The following is a 20,779-nucleotide window of genomic DNA, read 5'->3' as shown; positions in this document are numbered from 1 at the left end:
TAACACATATGCAGTTCCGAATTATTATATCTACATTAATTATTATTATATTTTAAAGGAAATAGAAATGATATATCATAGTATTATTCTTATATGAAGAGGTGAAGGACTTGATCAGTAATAAATTACCTAAAATGTTCTATGGTGGCGATTATAATCCTGAACAATATGATCAAGCAACACATATTGAAGATTTACGCATGTTCAAATTAGCTGGTATCGACATCGCTACAATCAATGTGTTCTCATGGGCACTTAATCAACCTGATGAAGATACTTATAACTTCGAATGGCTTGACCAATTAATCGATAGCTTATACAACAACGGTGTACATGTATGTTTGGCTACAAGCACTGCGGCTCACCCCGCTTGGATGGCAACCAAATATCCGGATGTTCTTCGTGTAGATACAGATGGGCATAAGAGAAAATTTGGTGGCCGACACAATTCTTGTCCTAATAGCCCAACTTACCGCAAATACTCTGAACGTATCGCACTCAAATTAGCGGAACGATATAAAGACCATCCAGCAATTCTCGTATGGCATGTGTCCAATGAGTACGGTGGAGAATGTTATTGTGATAACTGTGCAGCTGGATTCCGCGTATGGTTAAAAGAGAAATATGGTACATTGGACAACCTAAATCGTGCTTGGAACGCAAATTTCTGGGGTCATACTTTCTATGATTGGGAAGAAATTGTTCCACCTACGAATCTTAGTGAGCATTGGGGCAATAACAACTCAACATTCCAAGGGATTTCACTAGACTATTCTAGATTTAATTCAGATGGAATTCTGGATTGTTACCGCTTAGAATACGACGCAATTAAATCGGTTATTCCAGATTCCGTAATCACAACAAATCTCATGGGATTCTTCAAACCTCTTGATTACTTCAAATGGGCCAAATATATGGACATCATCTCATGGGATAGCTATCCAGGTCTTGATACGCCTGTTAGCTTTACAGCCATGGCTCATGACCTTATGCGTGGACTTAAAGACGGACAGCCATTCATGTTGATGGAGCAGACACCAAGTCAACAGAATTGGCAAGCTTACAATTCCTTGAAACGTCCTGGTGTGATGCGTCTGTGGAGTTACCAAGCTGTAGCCCATGGGGCAGATACGATCATGTTCTTTCAAATGCGCCGATCAGCAGGTGCTTGTGAGAAGTACCATGGTGCTGTTATCGAACATGTGGGCCACGAGAATACTCGTGTATTCCGTGAAGTTGCCGAAGTTGGTAGAGAACTCCAACTATTGGGTGACAAGACATTGGATAGCGTAACAGAATCTAGGGTTGGTATTTTATTTGATTGGGAGAATTGGTGGGCTGTTGAGAAGTCAAGCGGGCCAACCATAGCACTCAATTATGTAGATCAAGTACACAAATATTATGCTGCTCTATTCCGTCGTAATATCTCTACTGATATCATCAGTGTAGATAGTGATTTCAGTAAATATGATGTCGTGATTGCTCCCGTCCTTTATATGGTTAAACCGGGTGTTGCTAAGAAATTAGAAGATTTCGTTCAAGCTGGTGGAACATTCTTAACGACATTCTTCAGTGGTATTGTTAACGAGAATGATTTAGTTACATTAGGTGGATACCCAGGCGAACTTCGCAAAATGCTTGGCATTTGGGTAGAAGAGATTGATGCGCTCTTCCCGGATAAACACAATAAAATTGTATTGAAGAATAAACTTGGTGACCTCCAAGGTGAGTATAACTGTGGCTTGCTATGCGACCTATTGCATAGTGAAGGTGCAGAAGTATTAGCTGAATACGCGCAAGACTTCTATCAAGGAATGCCTGTATTGACACGTAATAAGTTCGGTAAAGGTGAAGCTTGGTATCTAGCATCTGATCCTGATGATGCCTTTGTCGATGACCTATTGAAATCCATCTGTGATTCTAAAGGTATACTACCATTGCTTGAAACACCTGCTGGCGTTGAAGTTAGCCGTCGCTCTAAGAATGGTCAAGACTATCTATTTGTCATGAACCATAATGCAAATGAAGAAGTATTTGATCTTGGTCAGCTTCAAGCATGTGATCTACTAACAGAAACTGATCTAAATGGTTCCGTACAAATCGCTGGTCGAGGTGTGCAGATTCTAGAATTAAAGTAATAAAGACATGACAAAAATCCAGAGTCAACTTCAACGCGAAGCTGAACTCTGGATTTTTAATACTCTGTAATCAAATTTTGAACTGTTCCATTTTTTCTTTCAGCTGATTGGATGACTTCTCCAAATTGTTAGATAATGTGACGAGTATGCCACTGATGATTTGTTGTTCATTGCTAAGTGAAGCTACTTCCTCAGATGTTGCTGATGATTCTTCAGCTACCGCACTAACATTGCCCATAGCTTCCGACAATACCACTTGCGATTGATTCAAGCCCACAATAGATTCCGTTACAGCACCTAGTTGATTGATCAAGTTACCCATTTCTGCTTGCACAGATGCAAAAATATGATTCGTATCTTTCACGGCAATCACTTGCTGACCAAATAACGGTGTAACTTCAGAAAGAACATGAACAGTCTCATTCATCTCTTGCATGATTTGGTCAGTGATCTGACCCACGATTTCGATCGATTGTCTCGACTGCTCAGCAAGTTGCCGTATTTCATCAGCAACCACCATGAATCCTTTTCCTGCCACCCCTGCACGTGCCGCTTCTATTGTAGCGTTTAGAGATAAAATATTCGTTTGTTTAGTTATATTATGCATAACATCTAATACCTTTAAGACCGAGGAAGTCGTTTCTTTGAGGCCATTGATTTTATTCACTAACTTCCCGGTCTTCTCTTCTGTCAGATTAGTACTTGTCAGAAGTTCTTCAAGTTGCAACATTCCACGTTCACTAGATTTACTTACATTTCTCGCTGTATCGCCCATCTCACGATTGGTCCCCATCACAATTCTCATTTGACTTGAAATCTTCTCAGTGAGTCCAGCACCATCCTCGGCTTCTTCTGCAAGTTTGGTAGCTCCAGCTGCAATTTCTTCTGTAGCTGTTGCAATCTCCTTCGCTGAAATAGCTGTCTTTCTCGATGCATCACCAAGTTCTCCTGCTGTATCCAATACTTCCTTCGCCGTTTGACTGGTTTGCCCAACCAAAGCTGTTATTTGTTCCATCATACTGTTGAAAGAACCTGATAATCTTCCAATTTCGTCTCGACTCTGCCCTTTCATTCTAACTTGGAGGTTACCTATAGCCGCTTCATTCATTAAGCCTCCCATTACACCTAATGGACGCGATACCGTTCTCGCCATCCAAATCCCGATTAATATCGCAATAAGCGCAACAATCGCTGCCGATATATATGTAGTCAGTAGTATTTTTTTAGCATCCTTCACCAAATTGGCAATAGGAACAATACTCAGAAGCTTCCAATTCGAACTATCTAGTGTACTATACACAGTCAAGGTAGACTTTCCATCTTCATCCTCAGCCTGCATACTCCCGTCAGTTTCCTGCCCCTCCCCACCCTCAAAGTCGATTGAAATCGACTTGTTAGCTCCTGAAAAAGCTACTAATTGGTTAAAAGTTGAGACAAGTTGTATAGCCGAGTCTTCACCTAAATCAATTTTATCTAGTTCATCTGTAATAATCGTTGTTTTGATATCCACTACAATCATGTATCCTGATTTACCATACAGCGCTCGAGCAAACCGGAATACAGAAGAATTCTCTTCACCTTCCACATGAAGTTCATCGTTCATCCATGTTGCACTACCCGCTTCCTGAAGATTTTTATACCAGTCTTTTTCTTTCACATTTTCTAAAAAAAGATCAGATGTTGTACCCGTTGCAATGTTCGCCACTTCATCTGAAGCAGGTATTAAATATACCCCTACTACGCCATCATTTTCGAATATCCAGTCACCGATTGCAATAGATAATTTATTCAAAAAAAGTCTACGTTCACTCTCTTCAGTACTTGATATAGATGCTTGTCTAACCCAATCATTAAACTCTGGAGTGAACATTGACTTCTCAACCGATTCTTCATAATTGTCCATGACTAGGTTAAGTCTCTCCGCTGTTTGGATGATCATCTGTTGATTAGATATTTTTGCATTATTCTGAATGGTAGATTTGGACATTTGATAGGATATGATTCCCAAGGAAAGAACAAATGCCATTGTAGCTATGAAAAAAATTAGAAATAGACGAACACCTATAGACTCCGTTGGTTTTCTTGGCATATTTTTGAGCCAAGATTTAATATTAGCCTTCGTTGGTAACGTTACCAATTCAATCACTACTTTCTCATCAGAATAGTTATGTACTTCATTTATGACGCCATTTTTCCCCTTTTTATAAAAAAACTAACGGGTTAATCATAAGGATATCACCCGCTAGGTCAAATTGTCTATTTTATTTTGCAACTATTAAATTTTACCTATTTCCTCATCATCACCTATGACTTCGCTCGTGTCTTTTACATACTTAACGATTTCATCCACGGTTGTGTATGCTAGGCCAACGTAAGTATCTGCCGCACCATAATATATCGCAATTTTTCCAGTCTCTGCGTCGTGTAATGTAGCACAAGGAAATATAACATTATTAACAAATCCACGTTCCTCATACCATTCTTCTGGTGTCAGTACGTAATTAGAAGAACGATATTTCACTTTAGATGGTTCGTCTAGATCCAATATAACAGCGCCCATACTGTACACTAATCCATTACATGTTCCAGTAACGCCATGATAGAACATTAGCCAGCCTTCCGTTGTTTCGATCGGAGCAGGTCCTCCTCCAATTTTCACGGATTGCCACCAACCTTGACCACCTTTGCTCATCACATGACGATGTTTACCCCAATACACGAAATCTGGGCTTTCACTTAGGAACACATCACCAAACGGTGTATGTCCACTATCACTTGGACGTGAAAGCATCACGAATTTATTATTGATTTTTCGAGGAAAAAGAACGCCGTTCCGATTAAAAGGTAAGAATGGATTCTCTAAACGAATAAATGTTTTGAAGTCATCTGTTTTTGCTACTCCAATAGCTGCACCATAGAAATCAGTACACCAGATAATGTAATAGGTATTCTCAACTTTAACTAGTCGCGGATCATAAGCGTAATTCGGCTGGAACGGTTGTCCATCTTCATCTACAAAGTCGATACGTTGTTCTTCGATTGACCAATTGAGGGCATCATCACTCCAGCCCATATGAAGATGGGGGCGTCCATTAATCGTCTCAGCGCGAAACACACCCACAAATCGATCCCCATAAGCAGCCACTGCACTATTGAATATCCGAGCAATACCTTTGGTTGGATTTCTTTTTACTATCGGATTCTCACTATGTCTCCATACTGGGCCAACAGCTCCCTCCGGTTTATCTTCCCACGGCATATTCGCCAATTTTTCCCCAATAATTCGAACTTCCTTCATATAATAAAACCTCCTACATTATAGTGATCAATCACTTAACCGAACCTTCAAAACCATTGTAAATATACTTTTGCAAACTAACGAAAACAAGTGTAATAGGTATAATCGTGATCATAATCGCAGCACATATGACTTCCCACTGTGAACCATAAGGTCCTTTAAATTTAAATAGAGCAGTAGATATGACCTGTAAATGATCACTTGGCATATACAGAAAAGGTGTATAAAAGTCATTATAAATACTAACACCCTTAATAATCACGACTGTCACGATGGCTGGGATAAGTAATGGTAATATGATTTTAAAATAAATCGTTATGTAAGAAGCTCCATCCAACATAGCCGATTCATCCAATGATTCGGAGATTGAATCCAAAAACTGAAGAAATATATAAACAGCAATAATATCAGTACCCAAATATAACAATATAGGCGCAAAGTGTGTATTTACTAAATCGAATGCGTTAATAATCCGGTATGTTGATACTTGAGTAGTAACACTAGGAATCAATGTTGCTAATAAGAAAGCACCCATAATTAACTTTTTCCCGCGAAATTTAAATCTATTCAGAATATAAGCGATCATCGAACCTGTTAATGTTGCTCCTACGATTGAAATGATAAGGATAAAAATGGTATTAGCAAACCCAAGCAGCATCTTACCATTTACGAATGCCTTCGTATAATTAGCAAAGTTTAACCAATCAGCAGGTGGTGATAATGGGCTGGTTGAATTGTATTCCGTTCCAGTCTTCAGAGAGGCGAATAGAACAACGACAATCGGTACCAACGCCATGAATGCTCCCAAGATTAAAGTGAAGTATTTAAATATGCTTGCAGTTCTATATTTAAGTTGATACATATTTATTTCTCCCCCTTGATCAAGATTTTCTGAAGTAATGTCACGATAATCACAATAATAAGCAATACAACTGCCATTGCAGATGCCATACCCAGCTTACCGTACTTAAACGCCACATCTACCGTTTGTATAACGAACGTATTACTACCGTTGGATCCGCCTGTCATGATATACGGAATATCAAATGCACTTATAGCTCCACTAATAGCAAGAATCATATTTAATTGAATAATATTTTTTATACTTGGCAAAATAATATGTCGAAATTGATGCCAACGATTCGCACCATCAATATCAGAAGCCTCGTAGACATCCTTACCAATAGAGGATATCGCTCCTAGAAAAATAATAAGATTGAATCCCATATATCTCCATAATGAAGCGCCAGCTAACGACACATTAATAATATTCGGATTAAGGAGCCATCCCTGCGATAAATGTCCAAGTCCAATCGCTTGAAGTAAAGTATCTAATGTACCATCTGGTCTAAAGAAGAACAGAAAGATAAACCCAATAGCTACTCCATTTAGTAGGTATGGGAAAAACAAAACTCCCTTAAAAAAGTTCTTAAAACGAACTTTGAAACTTAATATGGTAGCGAAATATAAAGCTAGGCCCATTTGTAAAAATGATCCGACAAAATAATATAAGCTTACTTTAAAAACCGAAAAATATTTAGGATCGGTAAATATCGTTTTGTAGTTCTCAAACCCTACATAATCAAACTGTTTGCTGTATCCATTCCAATCCGTGAAACTATATCTAAACATATTAAAGACCGGTAGATAGGCTAATGTGAACAATAATGCAACCGGAATTAGCGAGAAAGCAATAATAATAATGATTCGTTGTGACTTATAACTAAGGTTTCTAAACATCTCACACCTCCATGGTCTTGCCTCTGTCTTTTTTTGAAATTAAGGAAACGCAGCATTGTGCGTTCCCTTAACTTAATTATTTTCTACACTAGAATCAATTTCATAATTACACAAACTCATTCTGCTGTAACTATATATAGTCGATATTTAAGTTGCATTGGCGATTATGAAATTGATTCCTATTGTGTTACTTTTGCACGAGACTTCACCCAAGCATCGTTCAAATCTTTCATAATATCGTCATAAGACTCACTTCTGTTTCCAATAGCAGCTTCAATGATCCGTTTCTTGAAATCTGGTTGCCAAAGTCCAATTTCTGCATCTTTGTCGATCTTATCAACCCAACCTTCTTGACCTGCTGTAGCTGGAGTTTGCAATTCAAACTTCACTTCTGTACCCTCAAACAATTTCAATGTTGCTGGTAATTCAGCACCAACTACAGGACTCATACCTCCACCTTCTGTGGTTGGATAGCTCGATTCATTGATAAACCAGTCTACCCACGCTCTTGCTGCTTCTTTATTCTTACTATGAAGACTTATCCCAAGTAAGTAGTCATCAGCTAGTGGCATAATAACTTCTTCGGCATTAGTAGGATAAGGCATAAAAGCGATGTCATCCGGGTTTGCTGCTAAAGCTTTTACTTGACCAATCGCCCATGATCCAAGTACCATAGCTCCAATTTTGCCATTAGCAAGATCTGCTTTAGATGCTTCCCAGTTCGTCGTAGTTGGGTCTTTCTCAATTAAACCTTTTTGTGCAGCATCATACATCACTTTATAAAGATCATAATGTGGTTGTCCTGCAACAAAGTTATCATCCGTATTTGGCTGAGTTACATTCACATAATCAACGTTCCCTGCAACAGTCGTTAGTACAGATTCCCATTGAGTTAAAGGCCAACTATCCGCATAGTTCGTGTATAAAGGAGTGGCAACTCCTTTGTCTTTAATTTTTTGCAGTGCTGCTAGGAATTCGTCTGGAGTTCTTGGAGTGGTGGCCACGCCTGCATCATCAAATACTTTCTTGTTATAAAGAATACCTGAGAAATTCACAGTGATTGGGAGACCATATGATTTACCATCAACTGTTCTTTCTTCTAAACCAATATATTGGCTCTTCATTTGATCCAAATCTCCAAGTGGCTCGAAGAATTGAGGTGTATCTGCCAGTGGAATACTTGTTGGTAACAATAACACATCACCATAATCATCTGAATTCATACGAATCTTAATTTGACCTTCATAATCAGACAATGCTTGAAAATTAACCTTTACATCTGGATATTTCTTGTTAAATTCCATTGCATAATCTTTGAAAACAGTATCAACAATATCCGTTCTTTGCGTAATAACTGTGATTTCCCCGGAAACAGCCTTATCAGTTCCTTCTGTTGGTGCAGTGTTAGAACCGCTTTCATTAGTCTTCGCTGTATTCTGTTCCGTGTTGTTAGTATTAGAGGAACAACCTACTATCATTGTAAATACGAGTACTAATGCCATTAACCCTGTAAACATCTTATTTCTTTTCATACATTAACCCCTCCCGTTAATTAAATTAAGTTACCGATAAACTACGATTATTATACTATATTGAATACGCTTACTCGTCAATCATTATTTTAAATAACATAACAAATAACACATTTAATCAGTGAATGTAGGGTTTACGTCCTCATTTATATTATTTTATCTATTATATTTATGACACAGAATAAATTTGTGCTATTTCATTGAAATAACAATAACTATCTATATAATTAAGTTAACGATAAAGTAATAAATATAACGTTATTTATTTTTTAAGTATGAATTTCACATCAAAATGAGTAAAATGTACTTAAATGTTATCGATTGCTTAAATTGGGAAGGTGAATTTTTTGAAAAGTAATATTACGATGAAGGATATAGCTAACAAATTAGGGGTTAGTAGTGTAACGGTGTCTAAAGCACTTAGTAATAAAGAAGGTGTCAGTGACGAATTAAAAACGAAAATCAAGAAATTAGCTGAAGATATGGGTTATCGCTATAATACCGCTGCCAAATCTATCAAAGATGGACTTTCTTATAATATAGGTGTTCTAATCCCTGAACGGTTCACGGGTATCAATCAGTCTTTCTACATGACAGTATATCAGCATATTTCCTTGCATCTTGAGCAATATGGATACTTTGGGATACTAAATATTTTAAGTAGTGAAGAAGAAGAAAGTCTAAGTTTCCCCAGATTATATAACGAGAAAAAGGTAGATGGCATAATTATTCTGGGTCAGGTCAGCAAGCCCTATATTGAAACTATCCAAAGCATGGATTTGCCTAAGTTATTTCTAGATTTTTATGATGAGCACTCTGCTATTGATTCGATCGTCAGTGATAATTTCTATGGTGCTTATGAGATCACCAACTACTTAATCCGTAATAACCATAAGAAAATCGCTTTTGTAGGTAATATTTACTCAACAAGTAGCATCCAAGACCGTTTTCTAGGTTACTATAAATCCCTATTAGAACATGGGTTAACATTAGATCCACAATTTATACTTAACGATAGAGATAAACGAGGAACATATATCGACATTGTGCTGCCCAAGGAGACACCTACTGCTTTTGTCTGCAATTGTGATCAAGTCGCTTACAATTTATATGATAGATTAAATACATTAGGTTATCGCATTCCTGAAGACTGTTCGGTTGTTGGATTTGACAATGATATCTATGCCACTCTGACATCGCCGAAACTCACTACCGTAGCAGTCGATATTGAGAAAATGGCCCAACTGGCATTGAAAACAATTATGGACAAAATTGATAATCCTGACCACAAAAATGGCAGAATTCAGGTCCAAGGAAAGATTATCATCCGCGATTCTGTTCGTACACTTTAATCGCTATGGTATAATGAAAATCGCTTTATTATTAAATAATAGATTATGCTTACGAAGAGAGTTTTCTCGAAGTATTATGCAAGGAGTAACGCTCAAAAACTTGGATTATGCTTACGAAGAGAGTTTTCTCGAAGTATTATACAATAAGTAACGCTCAAAAACTTGGATTATGCTTACGAAGAGAGTTTTCTCGAAGTATTATACAAGGAGTAACGCTCAAAAACTTTTAGGGGGAAATTATGGGTAAGTTTATCGGTTTTATGCTGCTATGGAGGCTAGTTGGCAATCCTTTCATTGCTATTCTTGTTATACTAGCCGTAGTCTATATTCTAGATCGGCGCTTTGTAGGTGTATTCCCCAGTTTAACGAAACCCTTCAAAAGAATGAAGAGGATTTCTAAACTACGCTCAGAAATATTAATGAGTCCTAACGATGTTTCTTCCAAACACGAACTAGCTCGTCTTCTAATTGAACGTAAGAAATACCAAGAAGCCCTCGAAATCCTGAATTCTATCCAGAGACAATTCGAACATTCAGCAGAATATTGGGATGATTTAGGAACCGCTAATTTATATCTAGGACACACTCAAGTAGGAGAAGACAATATTCATAAAGCACTCTCCATTAATCCTCGAGTGAAATATGGCCAGCCTTATCTTAGACTAGCATCCCTGTATCAACGTTCTGATCCACATAAGGTTGAGAAATATATACAATTGTTTCAAGAAATCCATTCTTCTTCATGTGAAGCTAGTTATCTATTAGGGATAATGTATAAGGAAATGGGTCTCAAGCAAGAAGCACAGAAAGCTTTCACTGAATCCGTTGATATCTATCGTACGTTACCTAAATACAAGAAACGACAAGAACGCAAATGGGCTGTTCGAAGTATGTTAAGAAAGATGAGTTAGAGATAATAGAGAATATACTATATCAAGGGTCTTAGCCCTAATCTAACTAATTGTTCAGCAATAAGACGATATCCACGACCATTAGGATGAATCCGATCAATAAAAAGTAGTTCTTTCTCCCGACCTCTGAAGAAATTATAAATATTAGCAACAGCAAATGTTTCCTTTGAATACGTTTCTACGAAATGATTATATTGTTGTATATATTTTGATGCCTCTTCTATTTGCGGAAATGGATTGTATAATCCAACGACCCGAATCAAATATACTCCATTAGAATTTTTCTTTAGATCGTAAATTGTTTTAATGATTCGTGAAAAATTTATTTTACAATCGGCGAGGGCTTGCTTGAAGTGAAAGTCTAGATTTGATCCATTGGACGACCTCGCCGCTCGAATCATGTCGTTCCCACCAATGGAGATCGTAATCAGATCTGCCTCTCTTAGTGAGTGCTGATATGTCGCGTTTCTACTTACATAATCATATAATCCAAGTGATGTTAAACCATTGATCCCTAGATTATCTGAGGCCACAAATGTCTGCAGTTTATATTCTGCTAATCCTCTATATACAGGAACAAATCCATTGCCAGGCATAGCCCCAAATCCAACTGTTAATGAATCCCCAATCGCTGTGTAATGGATGACCACAATCATTCAACCTCCTTGAATTGAATCCGATATTCTAGATATGATAGTTTATGAAATTCAACGTTCTTATGCAACTGGGATATGAACATATCAATAACAAAAATACTTAAAAATAAAAACCAGATATACAATCTGCTACCGTTAAAAACGATAGAGTGTTGTATGTCTGGTCTTGTTATTTTCACATGGCGAGTTGTTTCTCTTACAATGTTATGGCTTCATCCGTATCCATACACTCATTTCACCCGCTTCACGATTTCCCCAACTGTTGTAAGGTATTGCACGTAATTTTACAGGTTGTGTTACTGCTTTCAATGGGCGATATAGCTCATGCTTCCAATCCTCTTGTTGATCGATCTGTGCATCACCTTCAATAATCATTGTTCCACCAAGAAGATCAGGGTCGAACCTCGCAGATAAAGGCCGATGCCGATCTGTCAAAAGTGAAATCGAAGTTAGCGGAGCATTATTATCGAACTCCTCTATACAATAAACTAATGGACCTCGTTGAATAGCAACTTTACCTGCATTTACTCTTAACTGTGGATGTGACTGAATCAATTGTATTTCCATGGAGAGTTCTAACTGAATGACATCACCTGCCTGCCAAGTTCTCTCAATGCGAGCATACCCGTTAAGTATCAATCCAGAGATTGGGGTTTCTTCACCATTAATATGAAGTGTGGCGTGCCGGCACCAATCAGGAATACGAAGACCTAACGTAAAATGTTGCTCATGCTCTGGTGTAACCTGAATTTTAATGGTTCCATCCCAAGGATAATTTGTCTCTTGACTTATCTCCAGATGCTGTCCACCAATTGTTGCTTTTGCTACTCCACCGATGTATTGATTAACATATAATTCTGTTTCACTAACAGTATAAATATACTCTCCTAGGGACGCGACAAGGCGAGCGACATTCGGAGGACAACATGAACAACCGAACCATTTCTGGCGTACTGATTTAACATGATGTTTGCCCGGATTACCTTCAGATGCTTTCGGCCATACCTCCAATGGATTGACATAGAAATAATGCTTACCATCTTGCGACATACTTCCAATAACATTATTGTATAATGCTCTCTCGATCACATCAGCATATTGACTATTCGGTTCAATCTGAAGCATCCTTTGAGCAAAAAAGATCAACCCAATAGAAGCGCATGTTTCTGCATATATTGTATCGTTAGGAAGATCGTAATCAAATGTAAATGCTTCTCCATGATGCGTTGAACCAATGCCACCTGTAATGTACATTTGTTTATGTATAATATTATCCCATAATGTACGACAAGCTTGAAGTAACCCTTCATCTCGTGTCAAATCTGCAACATCAGCCATAGCGGTGTACATGTAAACAGCACGAACGGCATGTCCATGAGCCTCTTTCTGTGCACGAACTGGAGCATGACTCTGATGGTATTTCAAGTTAGGTCGTGAAGCGGGTCCAGGTAGCACGCCTCCCCAGAAGGACTTTTGCCCTCTCGCCTCCCATTCTTTAACAAAAAAGCTTGGTTCTTGTCCACGTTGATTTAGAAAATACTGACTTAAGCGTAAATACTTCTCTTGTCCAGTTGCTTTATACAATTTGACCAAAGCAAGCTCAATTTCTTGATGTCCATCATATCCTTGTATCTTCCCTGCTTCTGATCCGAATACGCTTTCAATATAATCTACGAACCGACTCACGATATCAAGAAATTTCCTCTTGCCTGTTGCGTCAAAATAGGCTACGGCAGCTTCAATCATATGTCCAGCCACATAAAGCTCATGACATTCTGTTAAGTTAGTCCAGCGTAGTTCGGGAGCTTCAATCGTAAAGTAGGTATTAATATAACCATCTTCTTGTTGCGCTTCGCCTATCAAATCAATAGCTTCATCTGCTAATTTCTCCAGCGAGGAATCTCGATGTGTCGTAAGTGAATAACCTACGGCTTCCAACCACTTCGCTAAGTCACTATCTTGAAATACAAACCCTCCAAACTTTCCATCCTCTTTCCCTGCGGCAATCCGGAAATTACGAATAGCATAGCTAGGTTCTGCATCTTCAATTCGATCATTTAATGCATCCCATTGATAGGGAATGACCACGTCGCGGATAAGCTGATCATATTTTGACCAAAAAGGGTCATCAATTCTTACATTTTTTAAAGGTATCTGTTGATAAGTCGACTTCACAATCCCTCACACTCCATTTCATTTAGCTGCTCATTATTGTAGTTAACTTACTTTCTAACAAAGACTATTATGTATCGATACTACCATAGAAACATTGACATTGTCGGTAGACTCAACGATACTTTAGGTAGATAAAACTGACTTTTTATTTCATTGCAAGGTGGTGTAACAGGTGGAGTATTTAAAATTCAATATTTCTACGCCTTTTCAATTTACAATAGGCGGACAATTCGAATCCGATTACCCATGGACGCATGCTGAACGAATGATAGATACCTATGAATTAATCATTGGAAGGCGAGAAACACTCTATATGCAACAAGAAAATAACCGTCATGAAGTGAATTCTGGAGACATTATGCTACTGCAACCATTCCATCACCACGAAGGTTATGAAGAATGCCACTCAGGAATCGCCTTTGATTGGCTCCATTTCCATTGTCAACATGAGGCTGAACTTATAGATGAAGAAACCGTAATCCGAGAAGTAGCATCAATCACCACAACATCAGAATCAATTCACTTACTTAAGAATACATTTATTTATATTCCTCTCTTCTTCTCGCCACCGAACGTTGATCGTGTAAATATTCAATTCCGGCAAATGATGCACGTAGCGAATTCAGCAGACTATAATGCCTATGCTGCACATTATTTGCTAACCTCTTTACTGATCGAAGTTTCTCAACAAGCCATACATCATTTGAAGAAATTACATCGCGGTGGGAACGCAGACAATAAAATATCTGATATGATGGAGTGGATACGTGTCCATGCAACTGATAAACTAAGTACACAAGATGTCGCTGAACACTTCAACTATAATCGAGATTATCTCTCACGTTTCTTCAAACAAAATACAAATATGAATCTACAACAATATATTCATCGTCAAAAACTTTTAAAGGCGAAGGAACTGCTCTCTCGAAGTAACCTATCAGTACTCCAAATATCCCAAGAGGTCGGTATTTCCGATGAGAAATATTTCATGAAGTTATTCAAAGTATATGAGGGAATAACCCCAACTGAGTTTCGTAGGGCTTATTATCATACGTACATTAATAATTCATAATATGATTAGGAGAGGTGAGTTAAATGAGTTTTTTGCCACCTGCCAAAAGTAGACGTTGGTTCCTATGGATGGCCATCTACGGAACAATCATATGGATTCTGTTAGGAATCTATCGTTTCATATACTTGGGGCAGCCTTTAGACATGATCATTCTCCTACGTCTTGCTCTATTTGCCTACATCGTTGCTGGAATACTCCATGGATTCGGCTGGCTTGGCGCACGTCTTGTCTGGTTTATCACTACTCTTGGCATCACTATTGGTATGTTGCTTATGTTTCTATACACTTATAGAGATATGTCAGGCTGGGAGGACCTTGCTGGTTTTCTAACGCTTGCGGTATTTTTGGTTGGAGCATTTGTTCTTGGTTTATTAGTGGAAGGAATATACCTTTTGATCAAGCGGTATCGTAGGACCTATTAATTATAATTAATGACGTAAACGCAGAAGAAGACTGTACAGGTGTTAACCATTTACAGTCTTCTTCTGCGTTATGTAGTATAGACCACTTTCTCCACTCTCGTTACCAAGCATGAATGTGGACTATATTAGTCGTTTAGCAAGCCACTTTCTCCCACTATCTTCAACCATTCCTTAGCGATCAGATCATGTCCTGCGGCGGTCGGATGCACACCATCCCATAACCAATAAGCAGCATCAGCTCTTTGCGTAGCTTCATTGAAGGCATTCTGTAGTGGAACATGAACTGCATGGAATTGTTGTGCAAGTTCACGGACAATGTTCTGATAATGTGTGATACATTTCTCCCACTCTTCCCATTGTTCTGCAGGCGCACCCGTTCTGAGTATAAACGGCTCAACTAATATCAACTTAGTCTGTGGCATTACTTCAATTGTCTCTTCAAGCACATGGCGATATGCCCGTTCAAAGCGATCTGTCACTCCACTTGGTTCACCTTTCATTGTTCTCCAAATATCATTAACACCGATCAAAATACTGATAATATTAGGTTGAATACTTATAGCATCTTCATTCCAACGAGCATATAAATCGGAAATCCGATCACCACTCACACCTCGATTATAGAATTTAAGATGCTTATCAGCCAACTCATTGCCGAGTTTCCCACCTATGATATAAGCATAGCTATGACCAAGAATATGGTTAGGGTCATTATCACGTCCACGATTACCGTCTGTAATAGAATCACCTTGAAATAAAATAACCTTATTTACATTCGCTGTTGCATTAGACATTCATATTCACCCTTTAGTTATGATTTAACAGTCTCATACTATGAGAACTCATGATTAAAACTATCATAAAGAACGTATATTTGTAAATCATTAACTCTAGACATCCCAGAGAGCAATATTACCCTCTATGATCTTTTACTGGAATTCCAAAATTCGGGATACCCTCCTCGTTCCACTGAAATACTTGTGCACGAGTATGACGATTTGGATCATAAAGAGGATCACCATTAATTTCTTTATAATTACGCGCGTGATAGATGATTACATCTTCTCCAAATTCATTCACTGTGAAGCTATTATGCCCAGGTCCATATTGACCGTTCTCTTCACAACTCTGGAATACTGGCTCAGACAATTTAGTCCATGAAGATGCATCCAACAAATTACTGTTCTCATCTGCGACCAATAAACCCATGCAGTAATTAAAATCCGTAGCACTACATGAGAAACTGATAAATATGCGACCATTTCGTTTCAATACAGCTGCACCTTCGTTTACGCTGAAGCCAACAATTTCCCACGAGTAATCAGGTGTGGATATCATCGTTTGCGGTCCAGTCAATGTCCAAGGATTACTCATCGCTGAAATATATAAATTAGAATTACCCGGAATTCGAGAATCCTTTTGTGCCCATACATAATAACGTATTCCCTTATGCTCAAAGGATGTCGCATCCAGAGCGAACGATTCCCAAGCCGTTTCCACCTGTCCCTTCTCTATCCACAACCCTTCCAATGGATTCGCAGAGTCGTTCTCCAATACATACATTCGATGGTCGAATAGTCCATCTTTCGGCTCCAATGTATGAGTAGCAGCGAAATAAATGTACCATTTACTATCAATGAAGTGAATTTCAGGGGCCCATATATTAACACTAAGTGGACCACTCACATGTTTATACCAGATCACTACAGAATTCGTTACGGACAGCTCCTGAAGAGTAGATGCTCTTCGTGATTCAATCCGATCATATTCAGGTACGGAAGCTGTGAAATAATAGTAACCATCGCTATGTTTATATATCCATGGATCAGCACGCTGTTCAATCAGCGGGTTATTATACTCTCTATTGATATCCATAAATGCTTTCTCCTTTGTTCTAACAGTACTCACCATGATTTGTATACAACAATGTTCTATTAGCCCTTGACTGCTCCTGCTGTCATACCATCAATAAAGTATTTCTGAAAAACTAAGAACAAAATAAAGATAGGTAATATAGAAAAAAACGAACCGACAATTAGTAGATCATAATTATTTCCGTATGGTGTAAGTAATGTCTTCAACCCAATCGGAAGTGTATATTTCTTGTCACTACTCAGCACCATAAATGGCCAAAGGAAATTATTCCAACTGTTCATCCCATTTAGAATGGCCATCGCTGCAAAGGATGGTTTCATAATTGGTAAAATCAAACGAGCATAAATTCCATATTCACTTGCTCCATCTACCCTACCTGCTAAAATAATCTCCTTCGGGACTCCTCTTAAATACTGTCTGAAAAAGAAGATCGTAGCGGCATTCGCAATCCCCGGTAAAATGATAGCAGAATAACTATTCATTAACCCTAGATTAAAGGTCAATGTATATAAAGGTAGTAATAATATTTCAAAAGGCACCATCATAATCAACAATACACAAATGAACAATAGGTTCTTCCCTCTAAATTCATACGCTGCAAATCCATAAGCTACCGTAGCGCTAACGATCAGCGTCAATGCAACCTGCACAACCGTTAATACTATGGAATTATAAAACCATGAAAAATAAGCATGACTACCAGTAAATAAGTAGTTAAAGTTATCAAAAGTCATAACAGATAGATCAAATCTCAAGTTTAGACCGTATCGAATCAAATCTTCACCAGGTTTAAATGCAGCTATCGCAACAGCATAAAATGGTAACAGGATAAGAAAACTTAGAATAATAAAGAAAATGAAGAGCATTGTTCGAATTACATTCTCCTTTTTCATATTAATCCTCCTTCTTAAACATGCCACTAAATGACAGTTGCGTTAAGTTAATAACCATTGTGATTACCAGCAGCACAATACCAACAGCTGCTGCATACCCAAGGTTATTTTTCTCGATCCCTTGACGATACAGATAACCTACGATGGTAAGACCAATATTTTTCGGCGAATTGTTACCATTCCACAACATCATACTCTCGATAAACATCGATAAACCTGCGTATATACTGATCGTTAATACATATATAGTGGTAGGCTTCAACAATGGCATGGTGATTCTAGTGAACTTCTGAAAGGCTGAAGCTCCATCAATCGAGGCTGCTTCATAATATTCATCCGGAATGTTCTTTAATCCAGATAGGAAATAAAGCATGTTAACACCTGTCCATCTCCAAGTTGCCAACGATAATAAAGCAATATATCCAGTGACCTGACCCTTCAGGAATTTCATCGGTTCGACTCCGAAGAATCCTAAAATATTATTGATCATGGAACCTTCCATTTCACCAAACATCAGTCTGAAGATCGTTCCTGCTACAACCACTGAAGTCAGTGCAGGAAAGAAAAAAGTAGATTTGAAGAATCCTCTACCCCACATAAACTTATTATTAATCAAAACTGCAAATAACATTGGAAAGGGAATCAACACAATTAACGTTAGAATCATATAAATAGCACTATTATAAACAGATTTCAAAAAGATGCTGTCACCCATTAATTTGGTGTAGTTATCTACACCTACCCAATCGGCTTCTTGACCAAGCGTTACTTTTTGGAAGCTCATTTCAAATGAATTAGCTAAAGGATAGACCCAAAAAACAACAAATATAATGATGAAAGGCAATACGAAGACATAAGGAGCGACCTTCTGTGAGTATAGGAATTTTTTTATCATCGCTCTACTCCTTTATATAGAGCTACTCCTTTTGATTAAGAGTAGCTCCTATTTTTTGGGAACTTCCTATTATTTCAACTCTTGCTCAATCTGCGCTTGGGCATCATTTAAAGCTTCTGTAATGTCTTTCCCATCTTCAAAGATTTCATTTAAAGTAATGGTACAGAGCACATTATTTATTGTTGGTGAAGCAGAAGTAGATTTAACCAATTGAATTTGATCCTTAATGGTATTCAACACGTCAAATGGATTATTTACAAAATATTTAACAAATTGATTTTCTGGATTATGAGTAACATCCTTCATATTCCATACATCCATATTAACTGGGTCAAATCCTAACGTATTCCAAATTTCAATATTGGCATCCAATGATAACTTCGCAAATGCTAAGTAGTCTTTTGCCAATTGAACATCCTTAGCAGTTTTGGTTACAACAGTACCTGTACCGCCACCACCAACAGAACTAGGCATACCTTTCTCAATTACAGGGATTGGCGCTATAGCAATCTTCCCTGATAAATCAGCCATATAATTTGTGTATCTCGACATTTCCCATAAAGGCATGAAGGCGGTTGCATAGTTTCCTGCATTAAATTCACCATAGGCTTCTTCTGTATCCGGCTGTCCTCCAGCAATCGTAGAAATAACATTGTTATCTTGGAGATCTTTCAGAATCGTTAGACCCTTAATCAATTCCGGTGAATTAATTATTGGATTTCCAGCTTCATCTGTAAAATCAGCACCTTGTTGGGCTAACATCATGGATGACTGCCAAGTTGCACTCGTATCCGCTGTACCCATATATTTACCCGTTTTTTCGTAGACTTGGATACCTGCTTTTTTGAAATCTTCCCAAGTTACAATATCCTCATAATTAACACCAGCTGCTTCTAGAATTTCTGTATTATAAAATGCTACTGATGCACCTACATGGGTTGGAATACCGTAATTGTTACCATCTTTGCTATATAGATCTATTCTTGATTGGACAACGGTATCTCTATATGGATCTATCACATCATTAAGTGGTTCCAATTGTGGAGTACCACTTAAGAAATCTGGAAATTTCCCAAGTTCAATATCCGCAATATCAGGAGCGCCTACACCGGTCTGAACGGCAATTGACAATTTATTATGCATATCATCGTAAGGCATGACTGAAACATTCAACTTAATTTGGCGATCCGGGTTGGCCTCATTCCATTTAGTAAGCATTTTCTCAAAATGCTGTCCATGTAACTCAACAAATGTCCAATAAGATAATGCTGTTGCATCTTCTCCCGCTCCACCTTCAAGGACCGATGTTTCTCCGCTGGCATTATTCCCTGAATTTCCACAACCTGCTAGTACTAGGACCATTGAAATAACTATTAACCCAATAAACCACTTCTTCTTCATGCATAACCCTCCTAATATTTATAATATTGTATTATGAAGTGCCCTCATGATGATATGAGTAGTTAACGTTGATCACCGATCCTTTCCTTTAGATATTTGTAAAATAATTAATATAAATATTGATGTATCCGCTTACAATGATAAAATAACATACCAATTGCTTATTTGTAAACATATATATATTAATTTGTTCACGTATTTATGAATTGAAAATGGAGAATGGTAATATTTCAGGAGTATATATTATTTTTTCTGAAATATTCTGAATTAATGTTCATGAATTTATAAACTAAATACCTTGAAATTCATTGAAATTGATGATATTCATTCAATATGGATATAAATGGATATTGATTAGCGATAAATTGTGTTTATTCATTGTTTAGTTTGTATTTATATAAAATAATGCAGATTCTCGT

Annotated in this window: 17 protein-coding genes; 5 read left to right on the top strand and 12 right to left on the bottom strand. The window is 37.7% G+C overall.

The window, feature by feature from the left end; translation table 11 throughout:
* Window positions 1-110: 110 nt before the first annotated feature.
* Complete coding sequence (locus tag LPB68_RS19570; protein WP_068655836.1) at window positions 111-2,138, top strand: beta-galactosidase; 2,028 nt, start codon at window positions 111-113, stop codon at window positions 2,136-2,138.
* 70 nt (window positions 2,139-2,208) lie between these two features.
* Here LPB68_RS19570 and LPB68_RS19565 read toward each other — a convergent pair whose 3' ends face one another.
* From LPB68_RS19565 to LPB68_RS19545, 5 genes are all read right to left on the bottom strand, one after another.
* Window positions 2,209-4,284 carry a methyl-accepting chemotaxis protein gene (locus LPB68_RS19565; protein ID WP_068655838.1) on the bottom strand — a complete coding sequence of 692 codons (2,076 nt, stop codon included), beginning with the start codon at window positions 4,282-4,284 and terminating at the stop codon, window positions 2,209-2,211.
* 129 nt (window positions 4,285-4,413) lie between these two features.
* Window positions 4,414-5,436: a glycoside hydrolase family 130 protein gene (locus LPB68_RS19560; RefSeq protein ID WP_068655840.1), complete on the bottom strand. Its 1,023-nt coding sequence runs from the start codon at window positions 5,434-5,436 to the stop codon at window positions 4,414-4,416.
* 31 nt (window positions 5,437-5,467) lie between these two features.
* A complete protein-coding gene (locus tag LPB68_RS19555) occupies window positions 5,468-6,298 on the bottom strand; it encodes a carbohydrate ABC transporter permease (protein WP_068655842.1) in 831 nt (276 codons plus the stop codon).
* Between the two features lie 2 nt (window positions 6,299-6,300).
* Window positions 6,301-7,176 carry a carbohydrate ABC transporter permease gene (locus LPB68_RS19550; protein WP_068655844.1) on the bottom strand — a complete coding sequence of 292 codons (876 nt, stop codon included), beginning with the start codon at window positions 7,174-7,176 and terminating at the stop codon, window positions 6,301-6,303.
* A 179-nt stretch (window positions 7,177-7,355) separates the two neighbouring features.
* Entirely contained in the window at window positions 7,356-8,708 is a 1,353-nt protein-coding gene (locus LPB68_RS19545; RefSeq protein ID WP_068655846.1) for an ABC transporter substrate-binding protein, read from the bottom strand.
* 347 nt (window positions 8,709-9,055) lie between these two features.
* On the opposite strand from LPB68_RS19545, the gene LPB68_RS19540 reads away from it, so the two are divergent.
* Both LPB68_RS19540 and LPB68_RS19535 read left to right on the top strand, forming a co-directional pair.
* Window positions 9,056-10,060, top strand: a complete 1,005-nt coding sequence (locus LPB68_RS19540) for a substrate-binding domain-containing protein (RefSeq protein WP_068655848.1) — start codon at window positions 9,056-9,058, stop codon at window positions 10,058-10,060.
* Window positions 10,061-10,299: 239 nt separating this feature from the next.
* Window positions 10,300-10,971 carry a tetratricopeptide repeat protein gene (locus tag LPB68_RS19535; RefSeq protein WP_068655858.1) on the top strand — a complete coding sequence of 224 codons (672 nt, stop codon included), beginning with the start codon at window positions 10,300-10,302 and terminating at the stop codon, window positions 10,969-10,971.
* Between the two features lie 17 nt (window positions 10,972-10,988).
* Here the strand turns inward: LPB68_RS19535 and LPB68_RS19530 are convergent, their stop codons facing one another.
* Together LPB68_RS19530 and LPB68_RS19525 are read right to left on the bottom strand one after the other, a co-directional pair.
* On the bottom strand, window positions 10,989-11,627 hold the full coding sequence (locus tag LPB68_RS19530; protein ID WP_068655860.1) for a GDSL-type esterase/lipase family protein: 639 nt from the start codon (window positions 11,625-11,627) through the stop codon (window positions 10,989-10,991).
* Between the two features lie 204 nt (window positions 11,628-11,831).
* Window positions 11,832-13,805, bottom strand: a complete 1,974-nt coding sequence (locus tag LPB68_RS19525; protein WP_068655862.1) for a glycoside hydrolase family 127 protein — start codon at window positions 13,803-13,805, stop codon at window positions 11,832-11,834.
* 169 nt (window positions 13,806-13,974) lie between these two features.
* Between LPB68_RS19525 and LPB68_RS19520 the strand changes: the two genes are divergently transcribed.
* Together LPB68_RS19520 and LPB68_RS19515 are read left to right on the top strand one after the other, a co-directional pair.
* Window positions 13,975-14,874: a helix-turn-helix transcriptional regulator gene (locus LPB68_RS19520; RefSeq protein WP_068655864.1), complete on the top strand. Its 900-nt coding sequence runs from the start codon at window positions 13,975-13,977 to the stop codon at window positions 14,872-14,874.
* A 23-nt stretch (window positions 14,875-14,897) separates the two neighbouring features.
* Window positions 14,898-15,296: a hypothetical protein gene (locus LPB68_RS19515; RefSeq protein WP_068655865.1), complete on the top strand. Its 399-nt coding sequence runs from the start codon at window positions 14,898-14,900 to the stop codon at window positions 15,294-15,296.
* 125 nt (window positions 15,297-15,421) lie between these two features.
* Here LPB68_RS19515 and LPB68_RS19510 read toward each other — a convergent pair whose 3' ends face one another.
* From LPB68_RS19510 to LPB68_RS19490, 5 genes are all read right to left on the bottom strand, one after another.
* The gene (locus tag LPB68_RS19510) at window positions 15,422-16,090 is read right to left on the bottom strand and encodes an SGNH/GDSL hydrolase family protein (RefSeq protein ID WP_068655871.1); all 669 of its coding nucleotides are present in this window, start codon (window positions 16,088-16,090) and stop codon (window positions 15,422-15,424) included.
* A 118-nt stretch (window positions 16,091-16,208) separates the two neighbouring features.
* Window positions 16,209-17,171, bottom strand: a complete 963-nt coding sequence (locus LPB68_RS19505) for a glycoside hydrolase family 43 protein (protein ID WP_071193214.1) — start codon at window positions 17,169-17,171, stop codon at window positions 16,209-16,211.
* A 59-nt stretch (window positions 17,172-17,230) separates the two neighbouring features.
* The gene (locus tag LPB68_RS19500) at window positions 17,231-18,064 is read right to left on the bottom strand and encodes a carbohydrate ABC transporter permease (RefSeq protein WP_068655875.1); all 834 of its coding nucleotides are present in this window, start codon (window positions 18,062-18,064) and stop codon (window positions 17,231-17,233) included.
* A 1-nt stretch (window position 18,065) separates the two neighbouring features.
* A complete protein-coding gene (locus tag LPB68_RS19495) occupies window positions 18,066-18,959 on the bottom strand; it encodes a carbohydrate ABC transporter permease (RefSeq protein WP_068655877.1) in 894 nt (297 codons plus the stop codon).
* Window positions 18,960-19,028: 69 nt separating this feature from the next.
* Window positions 19,029-20,360: an ABC transporter substrate-binding protein gene (locus tag LPB68_RS19490; RefSeq protein ID WP_068655878.1), complete on the bottom strand. Its 1,332-nt coding sequence runs from the start codon at window positions 20,358-20,360 to the stop codon at window positions 19,029-19,031.
* Between the last annotated feature and the right edge of the window lie 419 nt (window positions 20,361-20,779).

It is taken from the genome of Paenibacillus crassostreae (assembly GCF_001857945.1).
Lineage (GTDB): Bacteria > Bacillota > Bacilli > Paenibacillales > Paenibacillaceae > Paenibacillus_AQ > Paenibacillus_AQ crassostreae.
This window is presented reverse-complemented; position numbering and strand designations above follow the sequence as displayed.

Coding starts and splice junctions, on each gene's coding strand:
- LPB68_RS19560 (WP_068655840.1), bottom strand. CDS start 5,436: ATGAAGGAAGTTCGAATTATTGGGGAAAAATTGGCGAATATGCCGTGG.
- LPB68_RS19555 (WP_068655842.1), bottom strand. CDS start 6,298: ATGTATCAACTTAAATATAGAACTGCAAGCATATTTAAATACTTCACT.
- LPB68_RS19550 (WP_068655844.1), bottom strand. CDS start 7,176: ATGTTTAGAAACCTTAGTTATAAGTCACAACGAATCATTATTATTATT.
- LPB68_RS19545 (WP_068655846.1), bottom strand. CDS start 8,708: ATGAAAAGAAATAAGATGTTTACAGGGTTAATGGCATTAGTACTCGTA.
- LPB68_RS19535 (WP_068655858.1), top strand. CDS start 10,300: ATGGGTAAGTTTATCGGTTTTATGCTGCTATGGAGGCTAGTTGGCAAT.
- LPB68_RS19530 (WP_068655860.1), bottom strand. CDS start 11,627: ATGATTGTGGTCATCCATTACACAGCGATTGGGGATTCATTAACAGTT.
- LPB68_RS19515 (WP_068655865.1), top strand. CDS start 14,898: ATGAGTTTTTTGCCACCTGCCAAAAGTAGACGTTGGTTCCTATGGATG.
- LPB68_RS19510 (WP_068655871.1), bottom strand. CDS start 16,090: ATGTCTAATGCAACAGCGAATGTAAATAAGGTTATTTTATTTCAAGGT.
- LPB68_RS19505 (WP_071193214.1), bottom strand. CDS start 17,171: ATGGATATCAATAGAGAGTATAATAACCCGCTGATTGAACAGCGTGCT.
- LPB68_RS19500 (WP_068655875.1), bottom strand. CDS start 18,064: ATGAAAAAGGAGAATGTAATTCGAACAATGCTCTTCATTTTCTTTATT.
- LPB68_RS19495 (WP_068655877.1), bottom strand. CDS start 18,959: ATGATAAAAAAATTCCTATACTCACAGAAGGTCGCTCCTTATGTCTTC.
- LPB68_RS19490 (WP_068655878.1), bottom strand. CDS start 20,360: ATGAAGAAGAAGTGGTTTATTGGGTTAATAGTTATTTCAATGGTCCTA.